The sequence below is a fragment of the Saccharothrix sp. CCNWYY140 genome (assembly GCF_037401995.1).
Lineage (GTDB): Bacteria > Actinomycetota > Actinomycetes > Mycobacteriales > Pseudonocardiaceae > Actinosynnema.
In genome coordinates this window covers 44,587-69,773 of sequence record NZ_JBBEGC010000009.1, presented here as the reverse complement: position 1 = coordinate 69,773, position 25,187 = coordinate 44,587, and the positions used below count along the sequence as shown (strand labels likewise).

Below are 25,187 nucleotides of genomic sequence, written 5' to 3'. Positions count from 1 at the left end.
TGGAGGGGCCGTGAGCTGGCTGGACGCCGCTGCCGGGTATCAGGTGCGGCTGGGTGAGGGCGGGCGCGTCCAGTGCCGCAACGCCAAGGGGAAGGTGCTGTCGTCGGTGCCTTCGTCCATCAAGGACGATCCGCGGGTGGTGCAGTTGCGCCAGTTGGCGGAGTGGCTGTCGCGGCACGAGGCCGAGTGCCTGGCCACCGTGGACGGGTGGATGGTGCGGTCGCTGCCGGTGCCCGCGGCGCTGCTGGCCGAGGTGTGGGCGGACGCCGCGTGGGCCGCAGTGCTGCGCGACCTGGTGGTCGTGGCCGACGGCGAGGTCGGGTTCCTGCGCGACGCCGACGCCGAGCGCGGCCTGGGCCTGGTCACGTTGGACGGCGACACGGTGCGCCGCAAGCCCGAGACGGTGACTGTGCCGCACCCGGTCCTGTTGGAGGACTTGGACGAGCTGCGCGAGTTCGGGGCCGAGCTGGGCGTGGAGCAGAAGGTGCAGCAGCTGTTCCGGCAGACCTTCGCCAAGCCGGCCGCGCTGCCCGGCAAGAACGCGGTGAGCGAGTTCTCCGGCGGCAAGTTCGAGCAGCTCAACCACGCGCTGGGCCGGTGCCGCACGCTGGGCTACCCGGTGCGCGGCGGCGACGCGGTGTACTCGGCGTTCGAGGGCGGCCGGGTGGTGGAGGCCCGGTTCTGGATCGGGTCGGATTACCCCGAGGGCGAGACGTGGACCGGCGACCTGCACTGGGCGCTGGAGAACGGCACCACCGTGCCGCTGGCCGAGGTCGGGCCGGTGGCGTGGTCGGAGGGCATGCGGATGGCGTCGGCGATCCACGCCGGCCGGGTCGTCGAGGAGGCGGTCGCGTCATGAGCACCGAGAAGGCACTCATCGCGGCCGGGGCCGTGCTGCCGGGCGTCGGGACGTCGGGCGAGGACCGGGACACCATCACCGCGCGGCACTACGCCCACCCGGCGCTGGCCGACCGGGTCGTGGTGCGGCTGGTGCCCGAGGTCCTGGGTCGCGCGGAAGACCTCACGTGCGAGTTCCTCGGGTTCGCCGAGCCGGCGCGGGTCGCCGAGGTCGGGACGGGTCGGCGCAGCGCGCTGGGCTTCCCGGCGTGGGCGCTGGTCAACGACCCCAAGAACGCCCACCACGCGCTCAACCTGGTCAAGGAGGTCGAGCGGCTGGCGCGGGTGGCGAAGTCCCGCGCGGGCGCGGCCAAGGACGGGTTCACCGCGCTGGGCGACATGCTGGGCCGGTCCGCGCCGCACTTCCTGCCCACGTTCTACGAGCAGGCGGGCCGGATCTTCCTCCAGCACGGCAACCAGACCTACGCGGCCACGATGTTCGGCAAGGCCCGCGAGGCGGAGGAGGTGCACGACCTCGCCGTCGACCCGGAGCGCACCCGGGAGGTGTTCCTGGAGTTCGCCTTCGCCGGCGCGCTGACGGCCAAGGCGTTGTCCGCGCACGCGAAGGGCTTGGCGCGCAAGCACGACGCCGACGCGGCCTACGAGCTGTTCCTCACGCTGTGCGTGGAGCGCACCAAGGGCGGTCTGCCGCCGTACACGGGCATGCCGGAGGACCTGCGGCGGCTGGCGAAGGCGGCCAAGCGCGACCTGCGCGCCGAGGACGAGCGGCTGCTGCGGGCGGTGCTGGAGAGCACGGCGGTCAGCCGCGCCACGGCGTCGTTCTGGAAGTCCTACCGGGACTCCCTGGTCGGTCTGGCGACGGCCGACGCCGAGGTCCGCGCGCAGCTGCTCACCTTCGTGCCCGCATCCGCGTCCACTGTGGACACTTGGCTGGAGATCCTGACCGCGTGCGGCGCCACCCGTGAGCTGATCGAGCCGTGCGGCGCCGCCGACGCGGCCGAGTGGCTGTCGTCGCTGCTGGGCGTCCGGTCCAGTGGGTGGCGGGAGCACGGCCGGTCGCAGGCGCTGCTGGACCTCGTCGAGGCGATGGCCGACCGGCTTTCGGCCGACGGCAAGGCGGTGCGGGCGCTGCGCGTGTGGCGGCAGGGCGAACTGGACCTGCTGGACCTGCTGGTGGCGCGGGGCGTGCCGATCGAGAAGGCCGACCGCGACGACCACGAGCTGTACGTGCAGGGCTGGCTGTCCGACGACGAGCCCGGCCGCCGCGACCTGGCCGCGCTGGCCGCCTCGGAGCGGTTCGTGACCGGTCTCGGCGACGGCCTGGTGTCCTACCTGCGCAACGTGCGGCAGAAATCGGCGGTCGCGGCCGACGTGCTGGTGGGCGTGCTGTCCGTGCCCGGTCTGCGGACCGCGTTGCGGCACTGGATCTCGCGGCGCGCCGGGCAGACCGCGCAGGGCCTGCCCAGCCTGGGCCGGCACCTGGAGGGCCTGGCCGTGGTGGCCCTGCCGGAGGCCTTCGCCGACATCCCGGAGGCGGCGGAGGCGCTGGCCGCCACCGACGTGGGCGCGGCGCTGCACGCGACCCTGCGCGCCGGCCTGCTGGACGAGCTGGGCTGGCCCGCGCTGGAGGAGGCCGTGGCCAAGCTGCGCGGGTCCGGCGCGGTCAAGGGCGAGGACGTCGTGATGTGCGGCGAGGGCTGGCCCGCGCTGGTGCTGCGGCGCGGCGAGACCTTCATCGTGGTCGGGCCGGACGGCATCCTGTTCGAGCACGTGTCCCGCATCCCCGCCGACGACCGCCACCAGTGGGCCTTCGCGCCGACCGCGTCCTGGTTCGACGGGGTGCTCCTGGTGACCTGGCACGGCCCGGACGGCGAGCGCGCGTACTGGAGCGACGCGCCCGACCACGTCTTCGACCCCGCGACCGGCGAGTCGGTGTACTACGGCCGCCAACCCGCGCCGCACGCCTCGATCGCGCTGCCCGGCGGTGCCCGCTTCACCGGCCACCGGGCCGTCAAGCCCGGTGACACCAAGCTGCCCGGCCACGACCGGGCGCACGGCGACGGCACCTCGGTGTGGACCGGCGCGTGGGTGGACCAGACGTTCCGCTGGCTGGAGGTCGACCCGGCGACCGGTGACCGGGGCCGCGCGAGCCTGCCGCGCTTCCTGGAGGACTTCGCCGCGGACGGCGCCTCCCTCGTGCTGGCGGACTGCGACCTGCGGCCCGCCGTCGCGGCGACCTCGGCCAGCCCGCTCGGCGCCGTGGACGGCCTGCACGGGTGGCGGGTGCGCAAGGAGGCCGACGGCTCGACGGTCGGCGAGGGCGTGGACGGGTGGCGCGTGCGGGTGGCGCCCGGCCGGCAGCGCCCGCTGGGCTCGCTGCGCCTGCCCGCCGGCGGGCGGCTGGACCTGCTCGGCGCCAACGACTCGATCGACCTGTACGACGAGCACGGCGTGGAACTGGGCGATGTGAAGGCCGAGGCGAGCCTCCAGCGGTTCGCCGCCGGCACGCCCCTGGTGCCGCCGCTGGACTGGTGGCACGTGCTCAAGCCGCGCGACGAGGCCGGGTCGGCGGCGCTGCGGGAAGTGTCCCGCGAGGCCGTGGACGCGATGGTCGCGGCGGCCCTCGACGCGCCGGCCGACGCCCGGAGCCGGTCGGAGCGCCTCACGGCGTTCGCGGGCGGCGACCACGACCACGAGGTGGTCCGCGCGGTCCGGCGTCACCTGCCCGGCGTGACCCATCCCGGCCTGTTGGCGGGCGTGGTCGAGCTGGTGCGGCGGACGGCCGACCTGCTGGTCCGCTACCGCCGCTACGGCGAGATCGCCGCGCAGGCTCGCGAGGTCGACACGTCCGTGTTCGCGCCGCGCGGCCCGGTGGTCACCGAGGAGGCGGTGAACGCCGCGCTGTCGTGGTTCAACGCGAACTCGGGCAACTCCGGCACGGTGGAGACCCGCGTGCCCCAGCAGGTCGCGGAGCTGGCGGCGCTGGCGGCCGAGGCGGTGGCCGCCGGAGGTGCGCCGGCCGGTCGCGAGCTGGGCGAGCACAGCCCCACGTGGTGGTGGCTGTGGCTGCCGGACCTGGCGGCGCTCGCCCACCGCGCCGCGTCGCCGCTGACCCCGCCCGAGCACCGGGACGCGCTGGCCCTGGTCCTGGGCGCGATCGCCGACCACGGTCTCACCGACGCGGCGGGGCACTGGCGGATGGTCAGCGTCGTCGTGCCGGAGGGGCAGGCCAACCCCAAGCACCGCGTCACTCCCGTGGAGGGCGGTTTCCTGGCGACGTACCAGGAACAGTGGCGCTACAACTCGGACAACCGGTACGACGGCGTCCAGTACGCGGTCACGCCGGGCCGGTTCGAGCTGCCGCGCGGCTGGCTCCTGGACACCGCGCGCGAGGTCGACACACCCCTCGGGTCGGAGCGCATCCGGCGGTTCCTGGCGGTGCTGGCCGAACGCGGTCCCGCGCCGTGGTTCCCGGCGGCGGCGGCCGAGTTCGCCGAGCGCACCGGCCTGGGCACGGCCGAGTCCACCGTCCTGCTGGCCGGCATGCCCGGGGTGGACACCTGGCAGTCCACCTACCTGAGCACGGCCGAGCGCAAGCTGCTCGACCTGTCCGCGGCGGGCGCGAAGACCGCGAAGGAGCGGCTGCGCCCGCTGGACGACGGGTTCCGGCGGCGGCTGCTCGCCGCGGCGCTGCCCGCCGACCCGGCCGATCTGTGGACCAGTGGGCCCGACGTCGAGGCCGTGGCACAGGTGTGGATCGCCGAGAAGGGCGTGCGCCGCCCGGTGCCCGACGACGTGCTGGCCGACGCGGTGAAGCTACCGATCCGGTCCGGCGCCGAGTACGTGACCGGGGTGGTCAACCCGGAGACAACGCCGTGGCTCTCCGTCGACCGGGACGTGCGGCTGGAGGGCGGTGCGCTGGTGGCCCGTGAACCCGAGGGCTTCGGGTCCACGGCGCTGCGGTCCGTGCCGGAGGTCCTGGCGTGGCTGGCCTACCGGCTGCCCGCCGCCTCACCGCTGCGCTCGGCCCTGCCGGTCGCGCTGGACCTGGTGCGGCAGCGGGTCTCCCACCCCGGGTTCGTCATCGAGCTGAACTCGTGGATGGAGACCAAGCCGCTGCACAACCTGCTCGGCCTCGCCGAGGCGCCGGAGGGCGAGGTGCTCCAGGCGCGGCCGTGGCTGTCGGTGATCCGCAGCAACGACTACTACAGCAAGGTCGTCGTGAACGTGAGCCTGATCGGTCCGGGTGACCGGGCGGAGCTGGCCGCGCTGGCCGAACTGGGCTACGCGCAGGACCTGGTGTCGGCGCTGGGCCTGCTGGGCGAGGAGTCCTTCACGGCGGCGTGCGCGGCCCGTGCCGACACCGACCCGGGCGTGTACTTCCAGGACCCGGCGGTGTCCGCGCCCGACCTGATCACCGAGGTCGCCGCGAAGACGGGCCTGCCGGAGGACGCTGCCGCGCTGTACCTGCAACTGCTGGCGCTGCCGGACCCGACCGACGCCAACGTGACCCGCTGGACCGGGTGGAAGCCCGCCCGGCTGCGCAAGGCCCGCGAGGCGCTGGCCGCGACCGACCTGGTGCTCACGGCGAAGCGGTCCCGGGCGGGGCGGTCGCTGTTCCTGCCCGGCGGGTGGCTCGCGCTGGGCAGCCCGCACCTGCCGCTGGAGTCGTGGAAGGCGCCGATGTTCGGCTTCACCGCGGAGCCCACCGGGGTGATCGCGCCCCGCGAGCCCGTCGCCGACCTGTTCGCGCGTGCCTGGCGGCGCGTGCTCGACGGCGACGCCCCCGCCTACGAAGAGCTCAAGACCGGAGGACGACGGTGACCGCCGCACGGCAGATCGAACCGGCCGAGGACGCCTACCGCGAGGAGTTGGCGTTCCTGGCCGCCCACGACGACGGCCCGCGCCCGCCGGGCTGGCGGCTCACCCCGCGCGCGGTGGTCACGTTCGTGATGGGCAGCGGCGACCCCTTGGCGTTGCCCGCGCCCGTCGACGGGCTGCCCACGCGGTTGGTGATCAGCCCGAAGTTCGTGGGGGAGCGGGCCCTGGTCGAGCGGGCCGTGGTGACGCTCGCGGGTGAGCGGGGCCTGCTGCTGGTCGGCGAGCCGGGCACGGCGAAGTCCATGCTCTCCGAACTGCTGGCGGCGGCCGTGTCGGGCAGCAGCCAACTGGTCGTCCAGGGCACCGCCGGCACCACCGAGGACCAGCTGCGCTACGGCTGGAACTACGCCCTCCTGCTGGCCGAGGGCCCGACACCGCGCGCCCTGGTGCCGTCGCCGGTGCTCAACGCGATGCGCAACGGCGGTGTGGTGCGAGTCGAGGAGGTCACCCGCTGCCTGCCGGAGGTGCAGGACGCGCTGGTGTCGATCCTGTCCGACCGGCGGATCGCCGTGCCCGAGCTGTCCGGCACCGAGAGCGAGGCCGTGCACGCCGCGCCTGGGTTCACCGTGATCGCGACGGCGAACCTGCGGGACCGGGGCGTGTCGGAGATGTCGGCGGCGCTCAAGCGCCGGTTCAACTTCGAGGCGGTCGGCCCGATCGGGTCGCTCGCGGCGGAGACCGAGCTGGTCCGGCGGCAGGCCACGGCGGCGCTGGAGCGGGTGCGTGCCCCGTTCGCGGTGGACGACGTGGTGCTGGAGGTGCTGGTCACGGCATTCCGGGACCTGCGCAACGGGGTGTCGGAGGAGGGGTGGGCGGTGGAGCGGCCGTCCACGGTGATGAGCACGGCGGAGGCGGTCTCGGTGGCCACCGCACTGGGCCTGTCCGACGCGTACTTCCCCAGCGACCGCGACCCCTTGTCCCTCCTGCCCGGCCACCTGCTCGGCGTCGTCCGCAAAGACGACCCGACCGACGCGGCAAAGCTCCTGGGCTACTGGGATGGTGCAGTCCGCCGCCGCGCCGAGACCGGAGCCCGAACCTGGCGACGTCTCTGGGAACTCCGCGATGTCCTCGACGCCTGACCCCACCGCCGCCCCCGGCCCGGCCGACACCCGCGCCCCCTCCAGGGCGCGGGAGTCGGCCGCCGGGCGCGCCGCCGCCGGTCCGCTCGCCAGCGCCAGTCCGCGCGCCGCCGCCAGTCCGCGCGCCGCCGCCAGTCCGCGCGCCGCCGCCAGTCCGCGCGCCGCCGCCGGTCCGCGCGACTCCGGCCACCCGCCGGATTCCGCCGACGCGCGCGAGTTCGCCGCCCGGCTGGCCGAGCACCGCGCGCCCGTCCTCATCGGCGTGCGCCACCACTCGCCCGCCCTGGCCGCCGTGATGCCCGACCTCCTGGCGGCGGCCGACCCGGAGGTGCTCCTGGTCGAGCTGCCCGAGGAGCTCGGCTCGTGGCTGCCCCACCTCGCCAACCCCGGCCTGACCGCCCCGGTCGCGCTGTCCGGCGCGCACCGCGACGGCAGCGGCCTGGCGTTCTACCCGTTCGCCGACTTCTCGCCCGAGCTGGCGGCGATCCGCTGGGCGTTCCGGCACGGCGTGGAGGTCCGCACCTGCGACCTCCCCCTGTCCCTGCGCGGCGACGGCCACAGCCCGTCCGCCGCCGCCGGCACACCGCTGGCCGACGCCCTCCGGCGAGCAGTCACCGGTCGGGACGGCGACGACCTGTGGGACCGCCTGGTCGAGGCCGCCGCACCCGGCCAGACACCGGAGGCGGTGCGGCGGGCCGCCCTGCTGGTCGGCTGGGCGCTGCGCCGCGACGCCGCGGATGGCCCTGGCGTGGACCCGTTCGACCTCCGGCGCGAAGCGTGGATGCGCAACGCGGTGGCCGAGGTCGGCGACCGGCGGTGCGCGGCGGTGGTCGGCTCGTTCCACGCGGCGGCACTGCTCGACCCCGCGACCGAGCAGTCCACAGTGGACACCAAGGTCGATCTCGTGACTTCCCTGGTGCCGTACGGGTTCTCGCTGCTGGACGAGCGGTCCGGCTACCCGGCGGGCATCCGCGACCCCGAATGGCAGCAGGCCGTGCTGGAGGCCGGGGGAGACCCGGCCGCGATCGAGGCCGCCGCGGCGACCGTCATCGTGCGGATCTGCGCGCGGGTGCGGGAACTGGGTCACCCGGCCGGTCCCGGCGAGGCCCGGGAGGCGCTGCGGATGGCGGTCGACCTCGCCCGCCTGCGCGGCCTGCCCGCGCCGGGTCGGGGCGAGGTGGTGGAGGCGGTCCAGTCCGTCCTCACCCACGCCGAACCGCTGGGGCGGGGCCGGGTCGTGGCGAGAGCCGCCGGTGACGTCCTGGTCGGCCACCGCACGGGCGTCCTGGCCCCGGACACACCGCGCTCGGGCCTCGCCCCGGCCGTGGAGGACCTCCTGGCTGACCTGCGCCTGCCCGGCCCCGGCACCCGCGACCCGGCGGACCTGCGCCTGGACCCGCTGCGGTCCGACCTGGACGCCCGCCGCGAGATCGCCCTGCGCCGCCTGACCGTCCTGGGCGTCTCGTACGCGGAGGAGACCGCGACCACCGGCGTCGGCGGCGGCGACGCGCTGACCACCCGGTGGAAGGCCACGTGGACCCCGGCCACCGCCGCGACCCTCCCCGTGGCGGGCCTGTGGGGCGCGACCCTGCCGCTGGCCGCGCACGGCCGGCTGCGCGCCCGTCGCGCCGAACGCGACCAGCGCGGCGGTCCCACGCCGACCGGGGTCCTGACCGACCTCGACGACGCCGCTCGCTGCGGCCTGCCGGACCTGGTCGGCGACCTCCTGACCGACGCGGCCACCGTGCTGCCCTCCGCCGGCACCCTGAACGACCTGCTCAACGCCCTGTCCCTGCTGGACCGCCTGGCCGCCGGCCACGTCCCCGGCACACCCTCGGACGTCCTCGCCGCACACCCCCACCTGGTGCGCGAGCTGGAGACCGCCGCCGTCGCCCAACTGGAAGGCCTGGCCGGCTCGGAGGACCCGGCTGACGCCCACGCCCTGGTCGAACTGGGCAGGCGTCACGACACCCACGGCACCGGCCTGCGCCTGTCCGCGGCGCTGCGTCGGCTGTGCGACGAGGGCGTGCCGATGATCGCCGGCGCGGCCGGTGCGGCGCGTGTCCTCCTGGGCCTGTCCGAACCCGGCGAACTGGGTGAACGCATCGCCTCCTGGATCGACAACGCCACCACCCCCGAACGCCGAACCGTGCTGCGCCAGGGCCTGACCGGCGTCCTGGCCGCCGCCGGCCCCCTGCTGGAAACCCCGGAGGCCTTGGACCCGCTGCTGGACCGCGTGAGTGCGCTGTCCGACAAGGACTTCCTGTCCCGCCTCCCCGCACTCCGCGGCGCCTTCACCTCGGTCGGCCCGGCGGCCCGCACCCGCGTCCTGGCCGTGGTCGAGGAGCGCGCCGGCGACCGGGTCGACGTCCCGGGTAGCCCCGATCCCGAGATGCTCGCCGTGTGGCTCAACGCCGAGCTGGCCGCCCTGGAAGCCTTGCGCGCCCACAACCTCGCCCCTACACCCTCCACAGTGGACACTATTCGCACACCCGCCACCCCAGCCCCTCCCGCGCCCGACCCGACCGCCGACCTGCAACCGATCGTGCGGTGGCGGCTGGTGCTGGGCTCGCGCGGCGAACGCCCGCCCGGCGCCGCCCGCTACGCCGCCGCCCTAGACGAGCTGTACGGCCAGGACCGCGGCGAAGGCGCGAACCGCGGCGACCTGGGCGCTGACCGGTCCGCACCCTTCCCGGACGTCCGGGAGTGGTCGGAGGAGCTGGCGGACCTGTTCGGCGAACGGGTCCGCGAAGAGGTCCTCGCCGCTGCTGCCGAGGGTGGGCGCATCGAGGCCGCGCTGGCGATCGACCCCGAGTCGGTCCGCCCGTCCGTGGACCTCCTGCGCACCGTGCTGTCCCTGGCGGGCGGCCTGTCCGAGCAGGCCCTGGCCCGGCTGCGCCCGCTGGTGAAGCGACTGGTCGACGAGCTGACCGCCCAACTGGCCAACCGGGTCCGCCCGGCGCTGACCGGCATCCAGCTGCCCGTCCCGACCAGGAGACCCGGCGGACGCCTGGACCTGCCGCGCACCCTGCGCGCGAACCTCGCCACCGCCCGGCGCACCGAGGACGGCCGGGTGCTGGTCGTGCCGGAGCGCCCGGTGTTCCGCACGCGCGGCAGGCGGGCCAGCGACTGGCGGCTCGTGCTGGTGGTGGACGTGTCCGGCTCGATGGAGGCCTCCACGGTCTGGTCCGCGCTGACCGCCGCGGTGTTCGCCGGCGTGCCCGCGCTGACCACGCACTTCCTGGCGTTCTCGACCGAGGTCGTGGACCTCACCGACCGGGTCGCAGACCCGTTGTCCCTGCTGCTTGAGGTGCGCGTCGGCGGCGGCACGCACATCGCGGGCGCGCTGCGGCACGCCCGTTCCCTGGTGACCGTTCCGGAACGGACGATGGTGGTGCTGGTCAGCGACTTCGAGGAGGGCGGCCCGGTGGGTTCGCTCGTGGCGCAGGTGCGCGAGCTGGTCGCGTCGGGCGTGACAGTGCTGGGCTGCGCGAGCCTGGACGACAAGGGCAAGGCGCGCTACTCGATGTCCGTCGCGGGCGCGCTGGTCGCGGCCGGCATGCCGGTGGCGGCGCTGAGCCCCCAGGAACTGGCCCGCTGGGTGGGGGAGAAGGTGCGCTCGTGACCCCGCCCCCGGTGGCCCCCGCGGTACTGGCCGACGTCCTGGACACCCTCCCACCCCGCCTGCGCAAACGCGTCGACACGTCCTTGGACCGCGCGACGACCTGGGAGATCACGACAACACCGACCGAGGCCCGCGCCGAACTCGACCCGGACACCACCCTCACCTGGACCCTCCACGACGGCGTCCTCACCGACGCCGACGACCTGACCTGCACCTGCCTCCTGGCCCCGAAGTGCCTGCACCGAGGCGTGGCAGTAGCCGCCGCCCCCATCACAGACCCCGCCACCACAACCCCACCCGAGGCCACCACCGCCGAGGCCACCACCCCAGCCGCCACCACCCCGGGCACCGACCCGACCGCCGCCTCCACCCCCGGCACCGCGACCGACCCGACGGCCGTAACCCGGGCCACCGACCCGACGGCCGCAAACCCGGCCACCGACCCGACGACCACCACTCCGGCCGCCGCGAGCGACCCAGCGGTGGAAGCCTCCGGCACCTTCCCCTCCGATCCGGTGATCGAGGTCCGGCCGGACGAGCGCGCCGCCGCCACCGCGCTCTGGGCAGCCTGCGCGACCGTCCTGCGTGCCGGGGCAACAGGCAGCGGCGCAGTCGTGCGGGCCGGTTTGCTGCGAGCCGTGCACAGCGCCCGCGTCGCCGGCCTGCACCGCGCCGCCGCCGGCGGACTGCGCATCGCCGCCTCCCTGGCGGCGTGCCACACGAACGACTCGGCGTTCGACCGCGAGGTCCTGGCCGCCGAACTGGTCGACTTGATGCTGCTCTGCCACGACCTCCGCACCGCACCCACCGCCACCCTCGCCGAGCGCGGCACGGCCAGGCGCGAGTACCGCCCGATCGGTTCACTCCGCCTGTACGGCCTGTGCACCGAAGCCGTCGTCACCACATCGGGCTACGGTGGCGTGGTCACCCACCTGGTGGACGACACAGGCACCCTGTGGACCGTCCCGTCGATCATGCCCGGCGGCCCGGAACGCGTACCCGCCGCCGCGAACGGCCCGGTGGCGATCGGCGAGTCCGGCCTGACCCACCGCGCCCTGGGCCGAGCGGGCCTCCTCCTGTCCGGCGGCACCGCGTCCCCCGACCACCGCCTGGGCGCAGGCAAACAGGTCCGCGCGGTAGCGGCCAAGGGCACCACCTGGGACGCCCCACCCCTGTCCACCCTGTGGTCCCGCCCCTTGTCCGACCAGATCACCGCCGCCTTCGCCGCCCTGACCCTCCCCGAATCCCACCGCCCTCCGACCCTGCTCTTCGCCGAGGGCACGGTAGAAGGCCCAGCAGGCCAAGCCCTACGCCTGACGACCCCCACCGGCACCCTGGACCTGACCGGCGAAACCCCCACCACCCGCGAAAACCTCCGCGTCCTGTCCACCGCCCCGGGCCTGCACCTCCGCGTCATAGCCCGCCCCACCCTCGACACCCCAGGCACCGCAACAGCCCTCGCCGTATCCGGCGCCCTAACCCTCCCCGCAGCCCTAGCCGGCCACGCCGACCTAGCCCTGGACCACCTCCAACCCTCCTACCTCCCCACCCCCGCACCCCTCACCCCGGAACCTCTCACCCAACCCCCGCCCCCCACTCCCGCCCTCCTGCCCCACGTCCCACCCCCACTGCACCCCTTGGCGAACGTCGTCCACCGCATCACCCTCGGCGGTCGCCCAGCAGGAGCCCCACCCTCCACCACCAGAGCCGCCACCACCCTGACCGCAACAGGCCTGACCACCACCGCCACCCTCCTCACCACCCTGGCCACCACCTGCCACGACCGCACCCGAGACGCCTTCGGCCGAGTCCTCCAAGACGACACCGAAGCCTTCCCCACGGCCTGGCTCCAAGCCGGCCTCCACGTCCGCGAGTTCACCCGAGCCGTGGCCCGCCAGTCCTGGCTGGCAGCGGTGGGCTGAGGAGGTGGGACGCCGTACCGGGCCGGGTCACCCGGTCCGTGCGGCGACCGAGGACCCGGCGATGGCCGCCAACTCGTCGGCGATCCGCGAGCACGCTTCCGGCATGAGGTCACCCACGGCCTGAAGCGCGATGGGCCAGCGGTTCACCAGGAAGATGCGGGCGATGGCGCGTGCCCGGCGCGCCGGACCGGTGTCGTCGGCCAGCGCACGGTACGCGGACGTCTGGAGCGCCGAGTCGTGAATGGACCTGGCGGTGTCCTCGGCCTCGTCGAGCAGTTCTTCGGCACGGTCGGGAGCCTGGGCACGAGCCGCCAAGGCGACGGACGTCAGCGTGCGGGACCGCTCCACGGGGTTGGTGATGTGCGCCGCCGTGTAGCCGGCGTCGCCGAGTAGCAGGTGGGCACGCACCCGGTGCCCGGCGGCCGACGCGGCGTCGGCTACCGCGGTCAGCGCCCAAGCCCGGTCGGCCGGGTTCGCCATGCCACGCGCCACGACCTCCGCGCGGGCGAGGTCGCCGACCCGGATCGCGGCCCGCAGCACGGTCATCAGGGCCGCCGAGTGTTCGGCCGGCTTGGTGATCTCCCGCGTGATCTCCTCGGCCCGCTGGATCCGGTCGAGCCCGGCGGCGGCGTCGACCACCGCCGCCAGCGCCAGGGCGCGCTCGGTCGGGTCGACCACGGCGTGCGCGATCGCGTCCGCGTACTCCAGCAGTTCGACACCCCGTTCCTCCAGTGCCGAGCCCGCCGTCGCGCGGACGATCGCCGCCAGCGCGCGGGTTTGCCGGACGGCTCCGGGGATGGTGCGGCCGACTGCGACCGCGTCGGCGAACCTGCCCGCGCCTGCCGCCGCCGCGGCCACGGACCACAAGGCCTCCGCTTGGTCGACGGGGTCGGCGATGCACCACGCGATGCCCGCGGCGTCGAAGAACTGGTCGATGTCCACGGCCGTCCGCACGAGCGCGGCCAGTGGCGCGCTCCGGTCCGTGACGCTCGTGATCTCCCCGACAGCGGCACGGAAGCCGGACAGGTCACCCATGCCGGCCGCGGCCTCCGCCAGCGCGGCGAGCACCACCGCACGGCTGCGGTCGTCGATCGTGCTGTCGGCGAGAGCGTGCAGTCTCGCCAGCGCTTTCGACGCCCGTTCCGGATTTGCCGCGGCTGTGGCGGCGCGCGCGACCGCGACCAGGACCGCCGCCTGCTCGACGATGTCCGTCACCGCGTCCGCGATGTTCTCCGCGCGGGTGAGGTCACCGGTCCTCGTGGCGGCTCGTCCTACCGACGCCAGAGCGCGGGCACGCTCCGTGTGGTCGGCGATCAGACCTGCCGTGTGCTCCGCCCGCGCGAACTGGCCGATGGCCGCCGCGGTCTCGGCTACCGCCGCCAGCACCCAGCCGCGTTCGGTCGTACCGGTGACCGATGTCGACAGGCGCTCGACCCGGTCGAGGACGCCGGCCGTGCGCGCCGGGTCGTCCGAGGAGGCCACCAGCGCCACGACCCGGCTCAGTGCCCGTGCCCGTTCCGCGGAGTCGCTGGTCGCGCGGGCCGCTGTCACGGCCTGCCGCAACAACTTCGCGGCCCGGTCGACGGCCCCGGCGTCGACCGCCGACCCGGCGACGGTGGTGAGCGCGCTCGCGCGCTCGGCCGGGTCGTCGATGGAGCGGGCCACGGCTTCGGCTCGGCGCAGCTCGCCCCGGGCAGAGGCCTGCCGGACCAGCATTGTCAACGCTTCGGTGCGCACCTGCGCGGAGTCGATGGCGCCCGCCAGGATCTCGGCTCGGGCGAACTCACCGGAGTCCACGGCGGCTCGCACCACCTTGGCGAGCGCCTTCGCCCTCGCTTCGGGATCGCTGATCGCACGGGCGAGCGCTTCCGCGCGAGCGGGTTCGCCGATGTGCGCGGTCGCCTCCGCCACCGCCACGGCCAGCCTGATGCGCTCGACGGCGGAGCGGACCGTCACCACGACGCTCTCGGCTTCCCACACCAAGGACCGCGCTCGGACGTCCTCGCCCGCCACCGCTGCGCAGCGGGCCGCGGAGGTGAGCGCCCACGCCCGCGCGGTGGGGTGGCCGATCGCCAGCGCTGTCCGCTCCGCGGTGTCGACCAGCCGGGCCGCGAGGGCGTGGTCCCCGATGCTGGCGGCCGTCCGGGCGAGCGAGGCGAAGGTGGCCACCTGGTCGGCGCAGGCCGTCGCCGATCTCGCGACCGCCTCGGCGTAGGCGAGGAGCTCGCTGCCGCAGCGGGCTTTCTCGACCGCTCGCAGGGCCGCGGCGGACGCCACGGACAACAGCGCCGAGTTCCGCGACACCGGGTTCACCAAGGACCCCGCGATGGCCTCGGCCCTGCCCCACTCGCCGAGTTCCGCCGCTACCCGCAGCACCGCGCCGAGCAGCCACGCCTGCTCGGCGTGATCGCTCAGCGCACGCGCCGCGGACTCGGCGGCGTCCAGGTGGGCGGGATCGCCGCCGGCCGACGCGATCCCGGTCCACGCGGTCGCTCGGGCCGCCGGATCGGCGAGCGACCGCGCGATGCCCTCGGCCCGCCGCACCTCGCCCAGAGCGGCGGCCGTGCGAGCGACGGTGACCAGTGCGTCGTCCCGGCGGGGCGGGTCGCCGATCGCCCTGGCGATGTGCTCGGCGTGATCCAGCAGGGTGACCGCACGGCCGCCGCGGCCGGTTGACGCCGCGGCGACCGCGGCGAGGGCCCGGACGCGGTTGGCGAGGTCGGGCATCGAGTTGGCGATCGACTCGGCGCGGTTCGGGTGTCCCATCCGCGCCCAGACCGCCGGAAGGTCGACCGGGACCCCGCTGTTGCGCTCGACGAGGTGGTCGCGGTGGACGGCGAGCCGGATCATCTCGGTGACCTCCGGCTCCTCGTCGGACACCAGCACGTGCTGCGCGGTGGTCACCTCGGCGAGACTCGCGGCGTCGCCACCGGACAGGTCGAGCATGCGGTCGTGCCGGTCGGGGTCTGTCGCGCAGGCCACCATGCGGGTCGAGTCACCTGCCGCGACCAACATCGGGTAGTAGCCGCGCAGCAGGTACTCCGGGGTGTCCGGCGGCCAGCGCAGTTCCCGGTAGTGGTCGGCCCACCGGTGCACGCGTTCCCGGTACTCCGCCAGGCGGGACGGTCCCAGCATGTCCAGAGCGGCGGCCTGGAGTTCCTCGTGCGCCAGGACGTAGACCTCTCGGGTGTCACCCGGGTGGCGACGCGACTCCCGGCGGGCGAAGCTGCGCCCCGTCACGGTGGCGAGGTGGTCGTGGACCTGCCACTCCGACCGGCCGGTGAGCGCGGCGAGGTCGGCGGCGGTCAGGCCGCCGCCGGTGGTGGCCACCAGACCCAGGAGGTCCCGCTCGGCCGGACTGCCGCGCACGAGCTTCCTGAGTTCACGTTCCATCTCGGTGCGCACGGCGTGCGCCTCGGGCGACGGAGCGAGGTCCCTGACGACCGCGCCGCGGCGGAGCGGGTGGTGGCGCGGAACGTCGGACGGGATGGGCGGGTTGGGTCGGCCGGAGACGACCACCCGCATACCCGCCGGGGGTTCGGCGGGCAGGAGCGCGGCGATGCTGTGGACATCCGGTCCGGTGTCCACACCGCGATCCTCGTCGAGACCGTCGACGAGCAGGACCAACCGCTCGTCCCGGGCACGACACGCCTCGGCGGCGTCGGCGAGCAGACCCAGCAGGTGGGCCTCCCGAGTGGACTCGCCGAGGAACTGCGGCATGTCCTCGCCGAGGAGGGCGAGCAGTTGCTCCAGCACGTTGTCGACGAACGCCGACCTGTCGTTCTGCCCGTGCAAGCGGGCCGTCACGAAGAACGACACCACTCGCACGCCGGCGGGTGGGTGCAGCGCGAACCACGCCATGAGCGCGGATTTTCCTGACCAGGCGTCTGCCCGCCACCACCAATAACGGGTGAATGGATCGGATGATGTGCAGAAAGCCGCGAGTTCGTCGAGTTCGGCGGATCTGCCGATCAGCGAGCGAGGGGCGATGCGGCGCACCTGGAGGTGGTAGCGGGCGCGGACCGGCTCCCCGGTCCGCAGGTTCAGGTGGTGGATGTGACCTGCCTGCACCACGTGGCCCGAGACCGTGCCCGACAGCGAGTTCGACGCGGACGTCACCCGATCGAGCAAAGTCGCGTGCCCGTGATGCAGTTCTGCGTCCACGTCGGCAATCATGCCGATGTTCGCGCTTCCGGAGTAGTGCGACGCGCGAATTTCCTCCGTGAATTCCCTTTTTTTGTGAGTACTGGTCGGTCGGTTGTGCGGAAAAGTGAGCGTTGATCGGGAGAAATTCGGTCGTGGGTGGGGGATTGGTATGGACAAATAGTGAGTGCGGCCGGTGCTCCGGTCGGTCCGCTGGTCCGGACGTTTCACCGCTTCGTCCCGGGGTAGACCATCCACAGTGGACGCAGTGTGACCGGGGCCGTCACTCGAACGTGGAGTGGCGGTGTCATACGGGCGGCGAGGTGGGTCATGAGTGGGTGGGGTGGTCGGCTGGTCGCGGTGGTGGGGATGATGGTGGCCGTGGTGGTCACGCCTGCTGTCGGCAACTCGTACGTCGGGGTCGGGGACGCGCGGTCGTTCTGGTTGCACCTCAACGGCACGCCCACGCCGGAGTGGATGTTGGCCGCCGAAGCCCGTCGGCACGCCTACATCGTGCTCAACGCCTGGGAGCACGACATCGGCCGCCGCATCAAGCGCTACAACCCCGACGTCCAGCTCTTCGTCTACAAGGACCTCTCCTCCACGCGCAGCTACGCCTGCCGCGGCGGCGTGGACGACAAGCACCTCCCCGCCGGGGTGGGCTACTGCGCCGCCGACCGCGACCACCCCGAGTGGTTCCTGCTCGACGGCAAGGGCAAGCGCCTGGAGTACGACGGCTACCCCGGCCACTGGCAGATGGACGTCGGCAACCCCGCCTACCAGAACACCTGGGCCGACAACGTGATCGCCGACGCCAAGGCCGGCGGCTTCGACGGCGTGTTCATGGACAACGCCCTGTTCCCCTGCGACGCCTACCACCCGGGCGTCTGCCCGAAGAAGTACCCGACCGACACCGCCATCCAGACCGCGTACAAGGCGATGCTGGCCAACACCCGCCCGAAGTTCACCGAGGCGAAGCTGAAGACCGTGGCCAACATGTCCAACGCCCGCCTGCACGACGGCGCGTGGGAGGTCTACACCGAGCACCTCGACGGCGGGTTCGACGAGTGGTGGATCGCGTTCTCCAACGACAACCTGCTGCCCGACTACGACCAGGGCTGGAGCCGCCAGGTCGCCGAGATCGCCGCCAACGAGCGGCGCGGCAAGCTGACCTGGGTGCAGCCGCACTTCAGCCCGAACCGCACCCAGCCGCTGCGCTACGCGATGGCGAGCTACTTCCTGGTCGTGGGCGACAAGGCCGCGATCGCCGAGATGGAGAAGACCGACGACTACGGCGACCCCACGGCCCGCGACCCCATGTACCACTGGGACCTCGGCAAGGCCGAGAAGCCCTACCGCGAGATCGCGCCGAAGCTGTTCCAGCGGGACTTCACCTGCGGCACGGTGATCGTCAACGCGAACCCGACCGGGTCGCCGGCGGTGCGCGTCGAGCTGGCCGAGCCGTACGCCGACGAGCGCAACGTGCCGGTCACGTCGGTCTCGCTGCCCGGGACCTCCGGCACCGTCCTGCGCAAGTCCTGCTGACGCGCCCGTGGCGGCGAAAGCAGGGCGCGGCCTCCGGCCCCCGCTTCGATCGTCTCACGAGCCACCGACAATTCCCGGGCCAGCGACAATTCCTGGGTCACCGGCAGCTTACGAGCCGCCGGCAATTCCGGAGCGACCGATGATCCCGGCCGAGCGGCGGTAGGTGGAGGGGCTCACGCCGTAGGCCGCGCGGAACAGGCGGCTCACGTGGGGTGCGTCGTACAGGCCCCAGCGGGCCGCGATGGAGGACACGGTTCGGTGTGCCAGCAGTGGGTTTTCCAGGTCGCGGCGGATGTGGTCCAGGCGGCGGGATCTGATCCACGCCGCCAGAGAACGGTCGGTCTGCGCGAACAGGTGGTGCACGTACCGCACCGACAGGTGGTGCGCTCGAGCCACCGTGCGCGGTGACAGGGTCGGGTCGCCCAGGTTGGCCTCGCAGTAGGCGATCATCCGCTCCACCAGGGCCGACCGGTCGTCGACGGGCTGCGGGCCGGTGAAGGCCAGGCCGATCAGGTCCACCACCGCGTCGGCGAGGTGGGGGCCGCTGCCCAGGTCCGGCAGTTCGTCGGCCAGCCCCGTGAAGAAGCCCGCCACCAGCCGGGTCACGCCCCGGTCGGCCGGGATCGGGGTCGCCACGATCCGGCGCAGTGCGTCCGGGCCGCCGGGGAACGTCCGGCGCGGGCAGGTGATGACGACGGTGCGGACGCCGTCCGCGGGCGCGTCGAAGTGTTCCAGCGAGTACGGACGGGTGATGTCGTAGACGGCCAGGTCACCCGGTCGCATGACCTCGTGCCGCCCGTCCTGGGCGACGCCCATCGTGCCGGACAGCTGGAGCGCCACCTTGTACACGTCGTTGTCGGTGGAGCTGATCTGCCGGGCGTGCCGGCTGACCGTGACCGGCGAGGTGCGGATGTCGGAGACCAGCAGCGCGCCGGCGCTCTCCGCGCGGATCGCCGCGTGGAACGGCGGGCCTTCGTGCGCCCTGACCCGCAGGGGCGCGAACGCGGTCGACGCCGCCGCCTGGAACCGTTCGACGCGGTCCGCGGGCGGTTCGGCGGGCTCGGTGGTGAACTCGGGCACGGCGCCTCCCCGCCGCCCACCGTACGCGGATCGACAACGCACCGTGCACGTTTCGGCGATCAACCCCACCGCTCGCGCCGTAGCGTGGCCACGCCACGGCGCGAGCGGAGCAGGGGGAACCGGCGGTGGGGGGCTACCCGCCGAGGGTCACGCGTTCGCGACCGCGAGGTTCTCCTGGGGAGCCTCCGCGGCGGGCGCGGGACGTTCGCGCCGTGGCCTCCGGCGGCTGATCACGGCGTAGCCCAGCGCCCCGAGCAGGCCCGCGAGCGCCAGGGCGACGCCCAGGCCGAGACCGGGCGGGGTCCAGCGGATCGTGACCTCGCCGGACTCGACGTCCGCGGGCAGGTCCACCACGAGCAGGCCCGCAGGTCCCTGCCGGGTGGCCAGTTCACGGCCGTTCAGCTCCGCCCGGTACCCGGGCCAGGCGAGCCGGGCGAACACCAGCGAACCCGTCTGACCTCGGTCTTTCGCGAACTTGACCGACTCGTTCCGGTCGTCCGGCGAGACATCCGCGGTCACCCGCACGCCGGAGGTCGTGTGGGACAGCCGGCCATCGGGCCACGACAACGGCTGGTCGCGGCGCAGCGCGGTGTGCGTGGGAGTCCGGTCCGCGATACGCCACCCGGGCGGGGCCTGGACGTCGGGCAGCACCTCGTTCTGGACCAGGATCGTGCCCACCCGCATCAGGTCCACCAGCGGACGCCCGTCGACGGCGGTCGGCGCGAGGATCTGCTGGAAGCTCGCGGCGCACGTGCTGCCCTTGTAGTTCATGCAGGTCGCGGTGGCGAACTCGCGGAACGACATGCCCGAGTACGCGCCGGTGGACTTCAAGTCGGTCACCAGGGCCACGTTGCCCGGCAGCACGGTGCCGACCGGGAACGTCGTGCCCTCGTGCGGCGGGGCCTGCGCCTTCAGCTCCTTCACCGACTTGGGGAACCCGTACCCGGCGACGTCCAGGTTCAGCGGGAACCACGACGTCTGGAGGAACAGCGCCGCGCCCACGCCCGCGACCAGCGCCGCGTAGGTGGCCTGCGGGCGCACGAACCGGGCCAGCGCCACGGCCACCGCGACCCCGACCGCCAGCAGCGCGAACGCCACCAGGTGCTGCCGCCACTGCCACGGCTGCGACGCGAAGCTCAGGTACCCCGACAGCAGCACCGCCGCGACCGTCCACGCCACCCGCCGCCGCACGTGGTCGAACCGCGGCCCGCCGGTGAACGCCACCGCGAACAGCACGCCGATCGCCAGGTACACGACCTCCAGATGGCGCAGCGGGAACCGGAACATCCACATGTTCGACGGCCCGATCGCCAGGAGCACGTACGCCGTGAGCACGACCAGCACGCCCGCCAGCTCCCGCCACCGCTCGCGCAGCCGCCGCCAGTGCAGCCACGGCAGCAGCGGCACCAGGAACCACGCGAAGTACACGCCCGGCGTGTGCAGCCGGTAGTCCAGGTTGAACGAGCGGATCATCGGCCGGTGGCTGGGCATGCTCATCGACAGCAGGTCCGACAGGCGCGGCATCAGGATGCCGTCGCTGGCGAACCCCTGCCCGGCGCGCATGGTCACCGACGACGTCCCCAGCAGCGGCAGGTACACCAGCGGCACGAACAACGCCACCAGCCCGCCGACCAGGAACAGCTTGAGCACCGCCGCCCGGTCCCGGCGCAGCCAGTTCTCCACCAGCAGCGCCGCCAGCACCACGCACACGCCCAGCAGCCCGTACGGGTTGCCGGTGGTCACCGCGAGCGCCCCGAACAGCACCGCCCACAGCGGGCTGGACGCGCCCCGGGCCGCCCGCCGCGCCGCCCACCACGTGTAGGGCAGCCACGCGAAGGCCATCAGCCCGGCGATCCACGACGAGGTGTCGAAGTACAAGGTGAACCCGCTGAACGGCAGCGCGATCGCCACCACCGCCGACGGCCCGCGACCGGCGCCGTGCTCCCGGCACACCAGGTAGACGCCCAGCGCCAGCAGCGCCAGGATCTCCGACTTGACCACCAGCGCGGCCAGCCCGAGGTCGTCGAACCGCGACACCAGGATGTAGTTGCCCAGGTTGACCGGGTTCCAGATGCCGAACAGCGCCTCGGCGGGCAGGTTGCCGCCCATCCAGCCGTCGACGTCCAGCAGCGGCGGCCAGTCGCCGTCCAGCAGCCGTTGTCCCAGGTGGTGCCAGGTGGGCATGAACTGCACCGCGCTGTCGTCCCACACGTAGAACAGCTTGTTGCGCAGGTACGGCACCTGGGCCAGCAGCACGACAGCGGCGCACACGCCGAACGCGACCAGCGGGCCCCACACCCGCCGCCGGACGAGCGTCGTCACGACGTCCGTTCCTCTTCCCTGATCGGTGGCGCGACGGGCTTCGACCGGCCGGTGAGCACCAGCTGCGCCACGATGAACGTGAACGGGATCGCCACCGCGGCGGCGAGCAGGGGAGCTATCCGCTGGTCGACCTCGAACCACCTCACCAGCACCCACAGCCCCGCGCTGGTGACCACGAAGTTGGTCACGTTGGACAGCGGGAACAGCAGGAACGTCCGCCATGACGGCTTCGTGCGGAACGTGAAGAAGCAGTTCATGAAGTACGAGCCGACCATCGCCAGCACGAACGCGGTCACGTGCGCGACCATGTACGGCAGGGCGAGCTGGAACAGGTAGTACAGGGCGTAGTACACGGCCGTGTTGAGCACGCCGACCAGTCCGAACCGGATGATCCGGCCGAGTTTCGCGGTCACGACGTCGACCGCTCCGCGAACGGACCGGCCACGACCTCGCCGCGCACCTCGGCGGCGTGCTCGGGCAGCTCACGTCCCAGCGGCAGGGTCACCGGGATGTGGCCCGCGCCCGCCGACTCCTTGACCAGGAAGTGCGGCCGGCGCTTGGACTCGAAGTAGATGCGGCCGACGTACTCGCCGATCACGCCCAGGAACAGCAGTTGCAGGCCGCCCAGCACGAGCACGCCGCACATCAGCGTCACGTACCCGGGCGCGTCCACGCCGTTGCGCACCGCGTCCACCAGCACCCACACCGCGTAGGCGAAGGCCAGGACGGTCACCAGCGCGCCCAGGTAGATCGCGACCCGCAGCGGCTTGGAGTTGAACGACACCACGCCGTCGATGCCGTAGTTGAGCAGCTTGCGGAAGGTCCAGCTGCTGCTGCCGGCCGCGCGGGTGACGTTCTCGTAGTCGATCACGGCCGTGTCGAAGCCGATCCAGGCGAACAGGCCCTTGGAGAACCGGTTGTACTCGCCCAGCGACAGCAGCGCCTGCACCGCGCGCCTGCTCAGCACGCGGAAGTCGCCGACGCCGTTCTCCAGCTCGACGTCGATCACCTTGTTGATCATCTTGTAGTACAGGGTGGAGACCAGCTTGCGGACCGTCGCCTCGCCCTTGCGGGTGCGCCGCGCGATGACCTGGTCGTAGCCCGCGCCGACCATCTCGACCATGCGTCCCAGCAGCTCGGGCGGGTGCTGGAGGTCGGCGTCCATGATCGCCACGTAGTCGCCGGTGGCGTGGCTCAGGCCCGCCAGCATGGCGGCTTCCTTGCCGAAGTTGCGGCTCAGGGCGAGGTACTTGAACCGGGCGTCCCGCTCGGCGATCGTGCGCAGGAGGGGCAGCGTCTTGTCCGTGCTGCCGTCGTCGACGAGCAGGACCTCGAAATCCCCGCCCAACGGTGGGAGCACGCGGCTCAGCGCCGCGAACAGCTCTTCCAGGCCGGCTTCCTCGTTGAAGCACGGCACCACGACTGAGATGCGCACAACTCCCCTTGACCCCTGTTGATCCGAGTACCCCTGGGACTATCGGCGGCGGCCCTCTGCCATTACCGACGCCGGAGACCCGTATTGCGTTGCTCCGCCCGTCCTGCTCGTCCCCGGCGGCCATTCTGTCGGTAGCCTGTCGGGCGCCGACAGGCGGGGATGGGGGCGACGCTGACCGATGGCACGTGCACGACCGGTGGTGGCGCTGGCCGCACTCGTCCTCGGGCTGGTCATGGCCTGCGGCGACCCCGCCCACGACCCCGCCGGCGCCTCCGAGGTCGCCTACCTCCAGGTAGTGGCCCACCACGACGACGACCTGCTGTTCATGAACCCCGACGTGCGCGAGGCGGTCCGGTCCGGGCGGCGGCTGATGACGGTGTTCCTCACCGCCGGCGAGGCCGAGGTGCCCGACGCGAACGGCTACTCGGCGTCCCGCCAGGCCGGGGCGCGGGCGGCGTACGCGCGGATGGCCGGCGTGCCCGACGAGTGGGACGGCGCCGCCGAGGACCTGGCGGGCGGCCGGGTCGGCGAGCGCTACACGCTGAAGGCAAAACCGCAGGTCAAGCTGGTCTTCCTGAACCTCCCCGAGGACGCCGACCCCCGCGCGGACGGCGGTCGCGGCGCCCTGCGGCGGCTGTGGAAGGACCGGGCCGGGGGAGTGGTGTCGGTGGACACCCTCACGCCGACCGGCGGCAAGATGCCCAAGCCGTCCACCTACACGGGGAACGGCCTGATCAGGGTCCTGGTCAAGCTCATGGCCGACTTCCGGCCGACCGTGCTGCGCGTGCAGGACAGCCACCCGGACCCGGACTACCCGCAGTGGAAGCCCTGGCACGACCACCCCGACCACGTCATGGGCGCAAGGTTCGCCGAGGAAGCCGCCCGCGCCTACCAGCGCTCACCGAACCGCCCCCGCCTGGCCGTGATCGGCTACCGCGACTACAACACCGACCAAGCCCCGGTGAACCTCCCGCCCGCCCAACAGGCGGAGAAGATCGACGACTTCGCGGCCTACCAGACCCACGACCGCCACGCGACCGGCCACCCGTCCTACGACGCCTGGCCCCGCCGCATGTACTACCGCTGGGACCGCGGCACCCAATGGGTGGTCAGGACCGACAACGGCCTCCACGCCTACGCCGCCCAGGGCAAGCACCTCCTGGGCTGGCGCCAACAAGGCGACCGCTGGGAGAACCTGGACGACCTAGGCACCCCCGGTGGCCGCCTGGCCTTCGGCCTCTCCGTCACCCAGGGAAAGCACGGCCCGACGATCTGCGGCCGACTCCTGGACAGCCACGACATCACCTGCCGCGACGACCGAGGCTGGACCAACCTGGGCAGCCCGGACCCCGGCGACCTCCGCGTAGGCACCCCCTCCGCCACACCCCACCCCGACGGCCGCGTGGCGGTGTTCGTACGGGATGCCGGCGGCGGCATCAGCCGATCCGAACAGGACCCTTCCGGCCGCTGGGGCGCTTGGACCAAGCTGGGCGGCCAGGGCATCACCGACGGCCTGACAGCCGTGACCGGCCCATCAGGCACCCCCGAGGTCTTCGGCACGACGACGGACGCGGTGGTCCACTGGTCGGGCACGTGGAACACGCCGGAACCCTCGTGGCCCCCACCCGCCGGCCCCCCGAGCGCGGTCTACGGCCCAGACGACACCCTCACCCTCGTCTACCCCGTCGCCGGCACGGACGAGCTCGCCACCCTCCGCCGCACCGACGGCAAGTGGACACCCCCAACCCGCTCCCCGGCCCCCGGCGGCCCAGGCCGACCGGTGGCGGTCTACGCACACGACCGGGTGACCGTGGTCGGCCGCGACAAGGACGGCACGGTGTCGGTGAACGGCACACCGACGGGCGGCAACCCCCTCGACTACCCGACCGCGGCGGTGGACGGCAGCGGCCGGCTGGTCCTGCTGGCGATCGGCCCGGACGGCCGCCTGCACACGTCGTCCGAACAGGACGGCAGCCGTTTCACACCGTGGCAGGCAGCGGGCTGAGCGAGGTTTTGTCGTAGCTCGCCGGCAGAATGAGCCCCAGGGGCGCTCCGATCAGGACTGTCGTACCCCCGTGGGACAATGGAGACGGGGGCCGGAGGCCACGCCCAACACGCCTGCGAGAGCGACGGCTGGCGAGGGTTGGGGTCGGCGAAGGCTGCGGGCGGCGGCGGTGAGGGCGCGGCAGGCGAGGGTCGCGGGTCCAAGCGATGAGCACAGAACTCCCACCACACCGAGCCATCACCCCGACACCCAGCCGCGCAAACCAAACGCCCGCCCGCCCGCCGCCGCCCGC

At 73.6% G+C, this 25,187-nt stretch carries 12 protein-coding genes; 7 read left to right on the top strand and 5 right to left on the bottom strand.

Annotation, left to right across the window (positions count from 1 at the left end; translation table 11 throughout):
- The first annotated feature begins 10 nt into the window (after window positions 1-10).
- Genes WBN91_RS07865 through WBN91_RS07845 form a run of 5 tightly spaced genes read left to right on the top strand, consistent with a single transcriptional unit; the run spans window position 11 to window position 12,365 of the window.
- Entirely contained in the window at window positions 11-859 is an 849-nt protein-coding gene (locus WBN91_RS07865) for a DUF4132 domain-containing protein (protein ID WP_337722599.1), read from the top strand.
- Window positions 856-5,682, top strand: a complete 4,827-nt coding sequence (locus WBN91_RS07860) for a hypothetical protein (protein WP_337722598.1) — start codon at window positions 856-858, stop codon at window positions 5,680-5,682. Before WBN91_RS07865 ends, WBN91_RS07860 begins: the two co-directional genes overlap by 4 nt.
- The gene (locus WBN91_RS07855) at window positions 5,679-6,818 is read left to right on the top strand and encodes an ATP-binding protein (protein ID WP_337722597.1); all 1,140 of its coding nucleotides are present in this window, start codon (window positions 5,679-5,681) and stop codon (window positions 6,816-6,818) included. The genes WBN91_RS07860 and WBN91_RS07855 overlap by 4 nt, the downstream gene beginning before the upstream one ends.
- Window positions 6,802-10,443: a DUF5682 family protein gene (locus WBN91_RS07850; protein WP_337722596.1), complete on the top strand. Its 3,642-nt coding sequence runs from the start codon at window positions 6,802-6,804 to the stop codon at window positions 10,441-10,443. Before WBN91_RS07855 ends, WBN91_RS07850 begins: the two co-directional genes overlap by 17 nt.
- Window positions 10,440-12,365, top strand: a complete 1,926-nt coding sequence (locus tag WBN91_RS07845; protein ID WP_337722595.1) for a hypothetical protein — start codon at window positions 10,440-10,442, stop codon at window positions 12,363-12,365. Before WBN91_RS07850 ends, WBN91_RS07845 begins: the two co-directional genes overlap by 4 nt.
- A 27-nt stretch (window positions 12,366-12,392) precedes the next feature.
- On the opposite strand, the gene WBN91_RS07840 is transcribed toward WBN91_RS07845, so the two are convergent.
- On the bottom strand, window positions 12,393-16,529 hold the full coding sequence (locus WBN91_RS07840; protein ID WP_337722594.1) for a hypothetical protein: 4,137 nt from the start codon (window positions 16,527-16,529) through the stop codon (window positions 12,393-12,395).
- A gap of 309 nt (window positions 16,530-16,838) precedes the next feature.
- Here WBN91_RS07840 and WBN91_RS07835 point away from each other — a divergent pair, with 309 nt between their 5' ends.
- Entirely contained in the window at window positions 16,839-18,053 is a 1,215-nt protein-coding gene (locus WBN91_RS07835) for a putative glycoside hydrolase (protein WP_337722593.1), read from the top strand.
- A 108-nt stretch (window positions 18,054-18,161) separates the two neighbouring features.
- Here WBN91_RS07835 and WBN91_RS07830 read toward each other — a convergent pair whose 3' ends face one another.
- From WBN91_RS07830 to WBN91_RS07815, 4 genes are all read right to left on the bottom strand, one after another.
- Entirely contained in the window at window positions 18,162-19,133 is a 972-nt protein-coding gene (locus tag WBN91_RS07830) for a helix-turn-helix domain-containing protein (RefSeq protein WP_337722592.1), read from the bottom strand.
- 147 nt (window positions 19,134-19,280) lie between these two features.
- Complete coding sequence (locus WBN91_RS07825; RefSeq protein WP_337722591.1) at window positions 19,281-21,455, bottom strand: hypothetical protein; 2,175 nt, start codon at window positions 21,453-21,455, stop codon at window positions 19,281-19,283.
- Window positions 21,452-21,868 carry a GtrA family protein gene (locus tag WBN91_RS07820; RefSeq protein ID WP_337722590.1) on the bottom strand — a complete coding sequence of 139 codons (417 nt, stop codon included), beginning with the start codon at window positions 21,866-21,868 and terminating at the stop codon, window positions 21,452-21,454. Before WBN91_RS07820 ends, WBN91_RS07825 begins: the two co-directional genes overlap by 4 nt.
- Window positions 21,865-22,890, bottom strand: a complete 1,026-nt coding sequence (locus WBN91_RS07815; RefSeq protein WP_337722589.1) for a glycosyltransferase family 2 protein — start codon at window positions 22,888-22,890, stop codon at window positions 21,865-21,867. Before WBN91_RS07815 ends, WBN91_RS07820 begins: the two co-directional genes overlap by 4 nt.
- A 178-nt stretch (window positions 22,891-23,068) precedes the next feature.
- On the opposite strand from WBN91_RS07815, the gene WBN91_RS07810 reads away from it, so the two are divergent.
- Window positions 23,069-24,895: a PIG-L family deacetylase gene (locus tag WBN91_RS07810; protein ID WP_337722588.1), complete on the top strand. Its 1,827-nt coding sequence runs from the start codon at window positions 23,069-23,071 to the stop codon at window positions 24,893-24,895.
- The last annotated feature ends 292 nt before the right edge of the window (window positions 24,896-25,187 follow it).

Coding starts and splice junctions, on each gene's coding strand:
- WBN91_RS07860 (WP_337722598.1), top strand. CDS start 856: ATGAGCACCGAGAAGGCACTCATCGCGGCCGGGGCCGTGCTGCCGGGC.
- WBN91_RS07850 (WP_337722596.1), top strand. CDS start 6,802: ATGTCCTCGACGCCTGACCCCACCGCCGCCCCCGGCCCGGCCGACACC.
- WBN91_RS07835 (WP_337722593.1), top strand. CDS start 16,839: ATGAGTGGGTGGGGTGGTCGGCTGGTCGCGGTGGTGGGGATGATGGTG.
- WBN91_RS07810 (WP_337722588.1), top strand. CDS start 23,069: ATGGCACGTGCACGACCGGTGGTGGCGCTGGCCGCACTCGTCCTCGGG.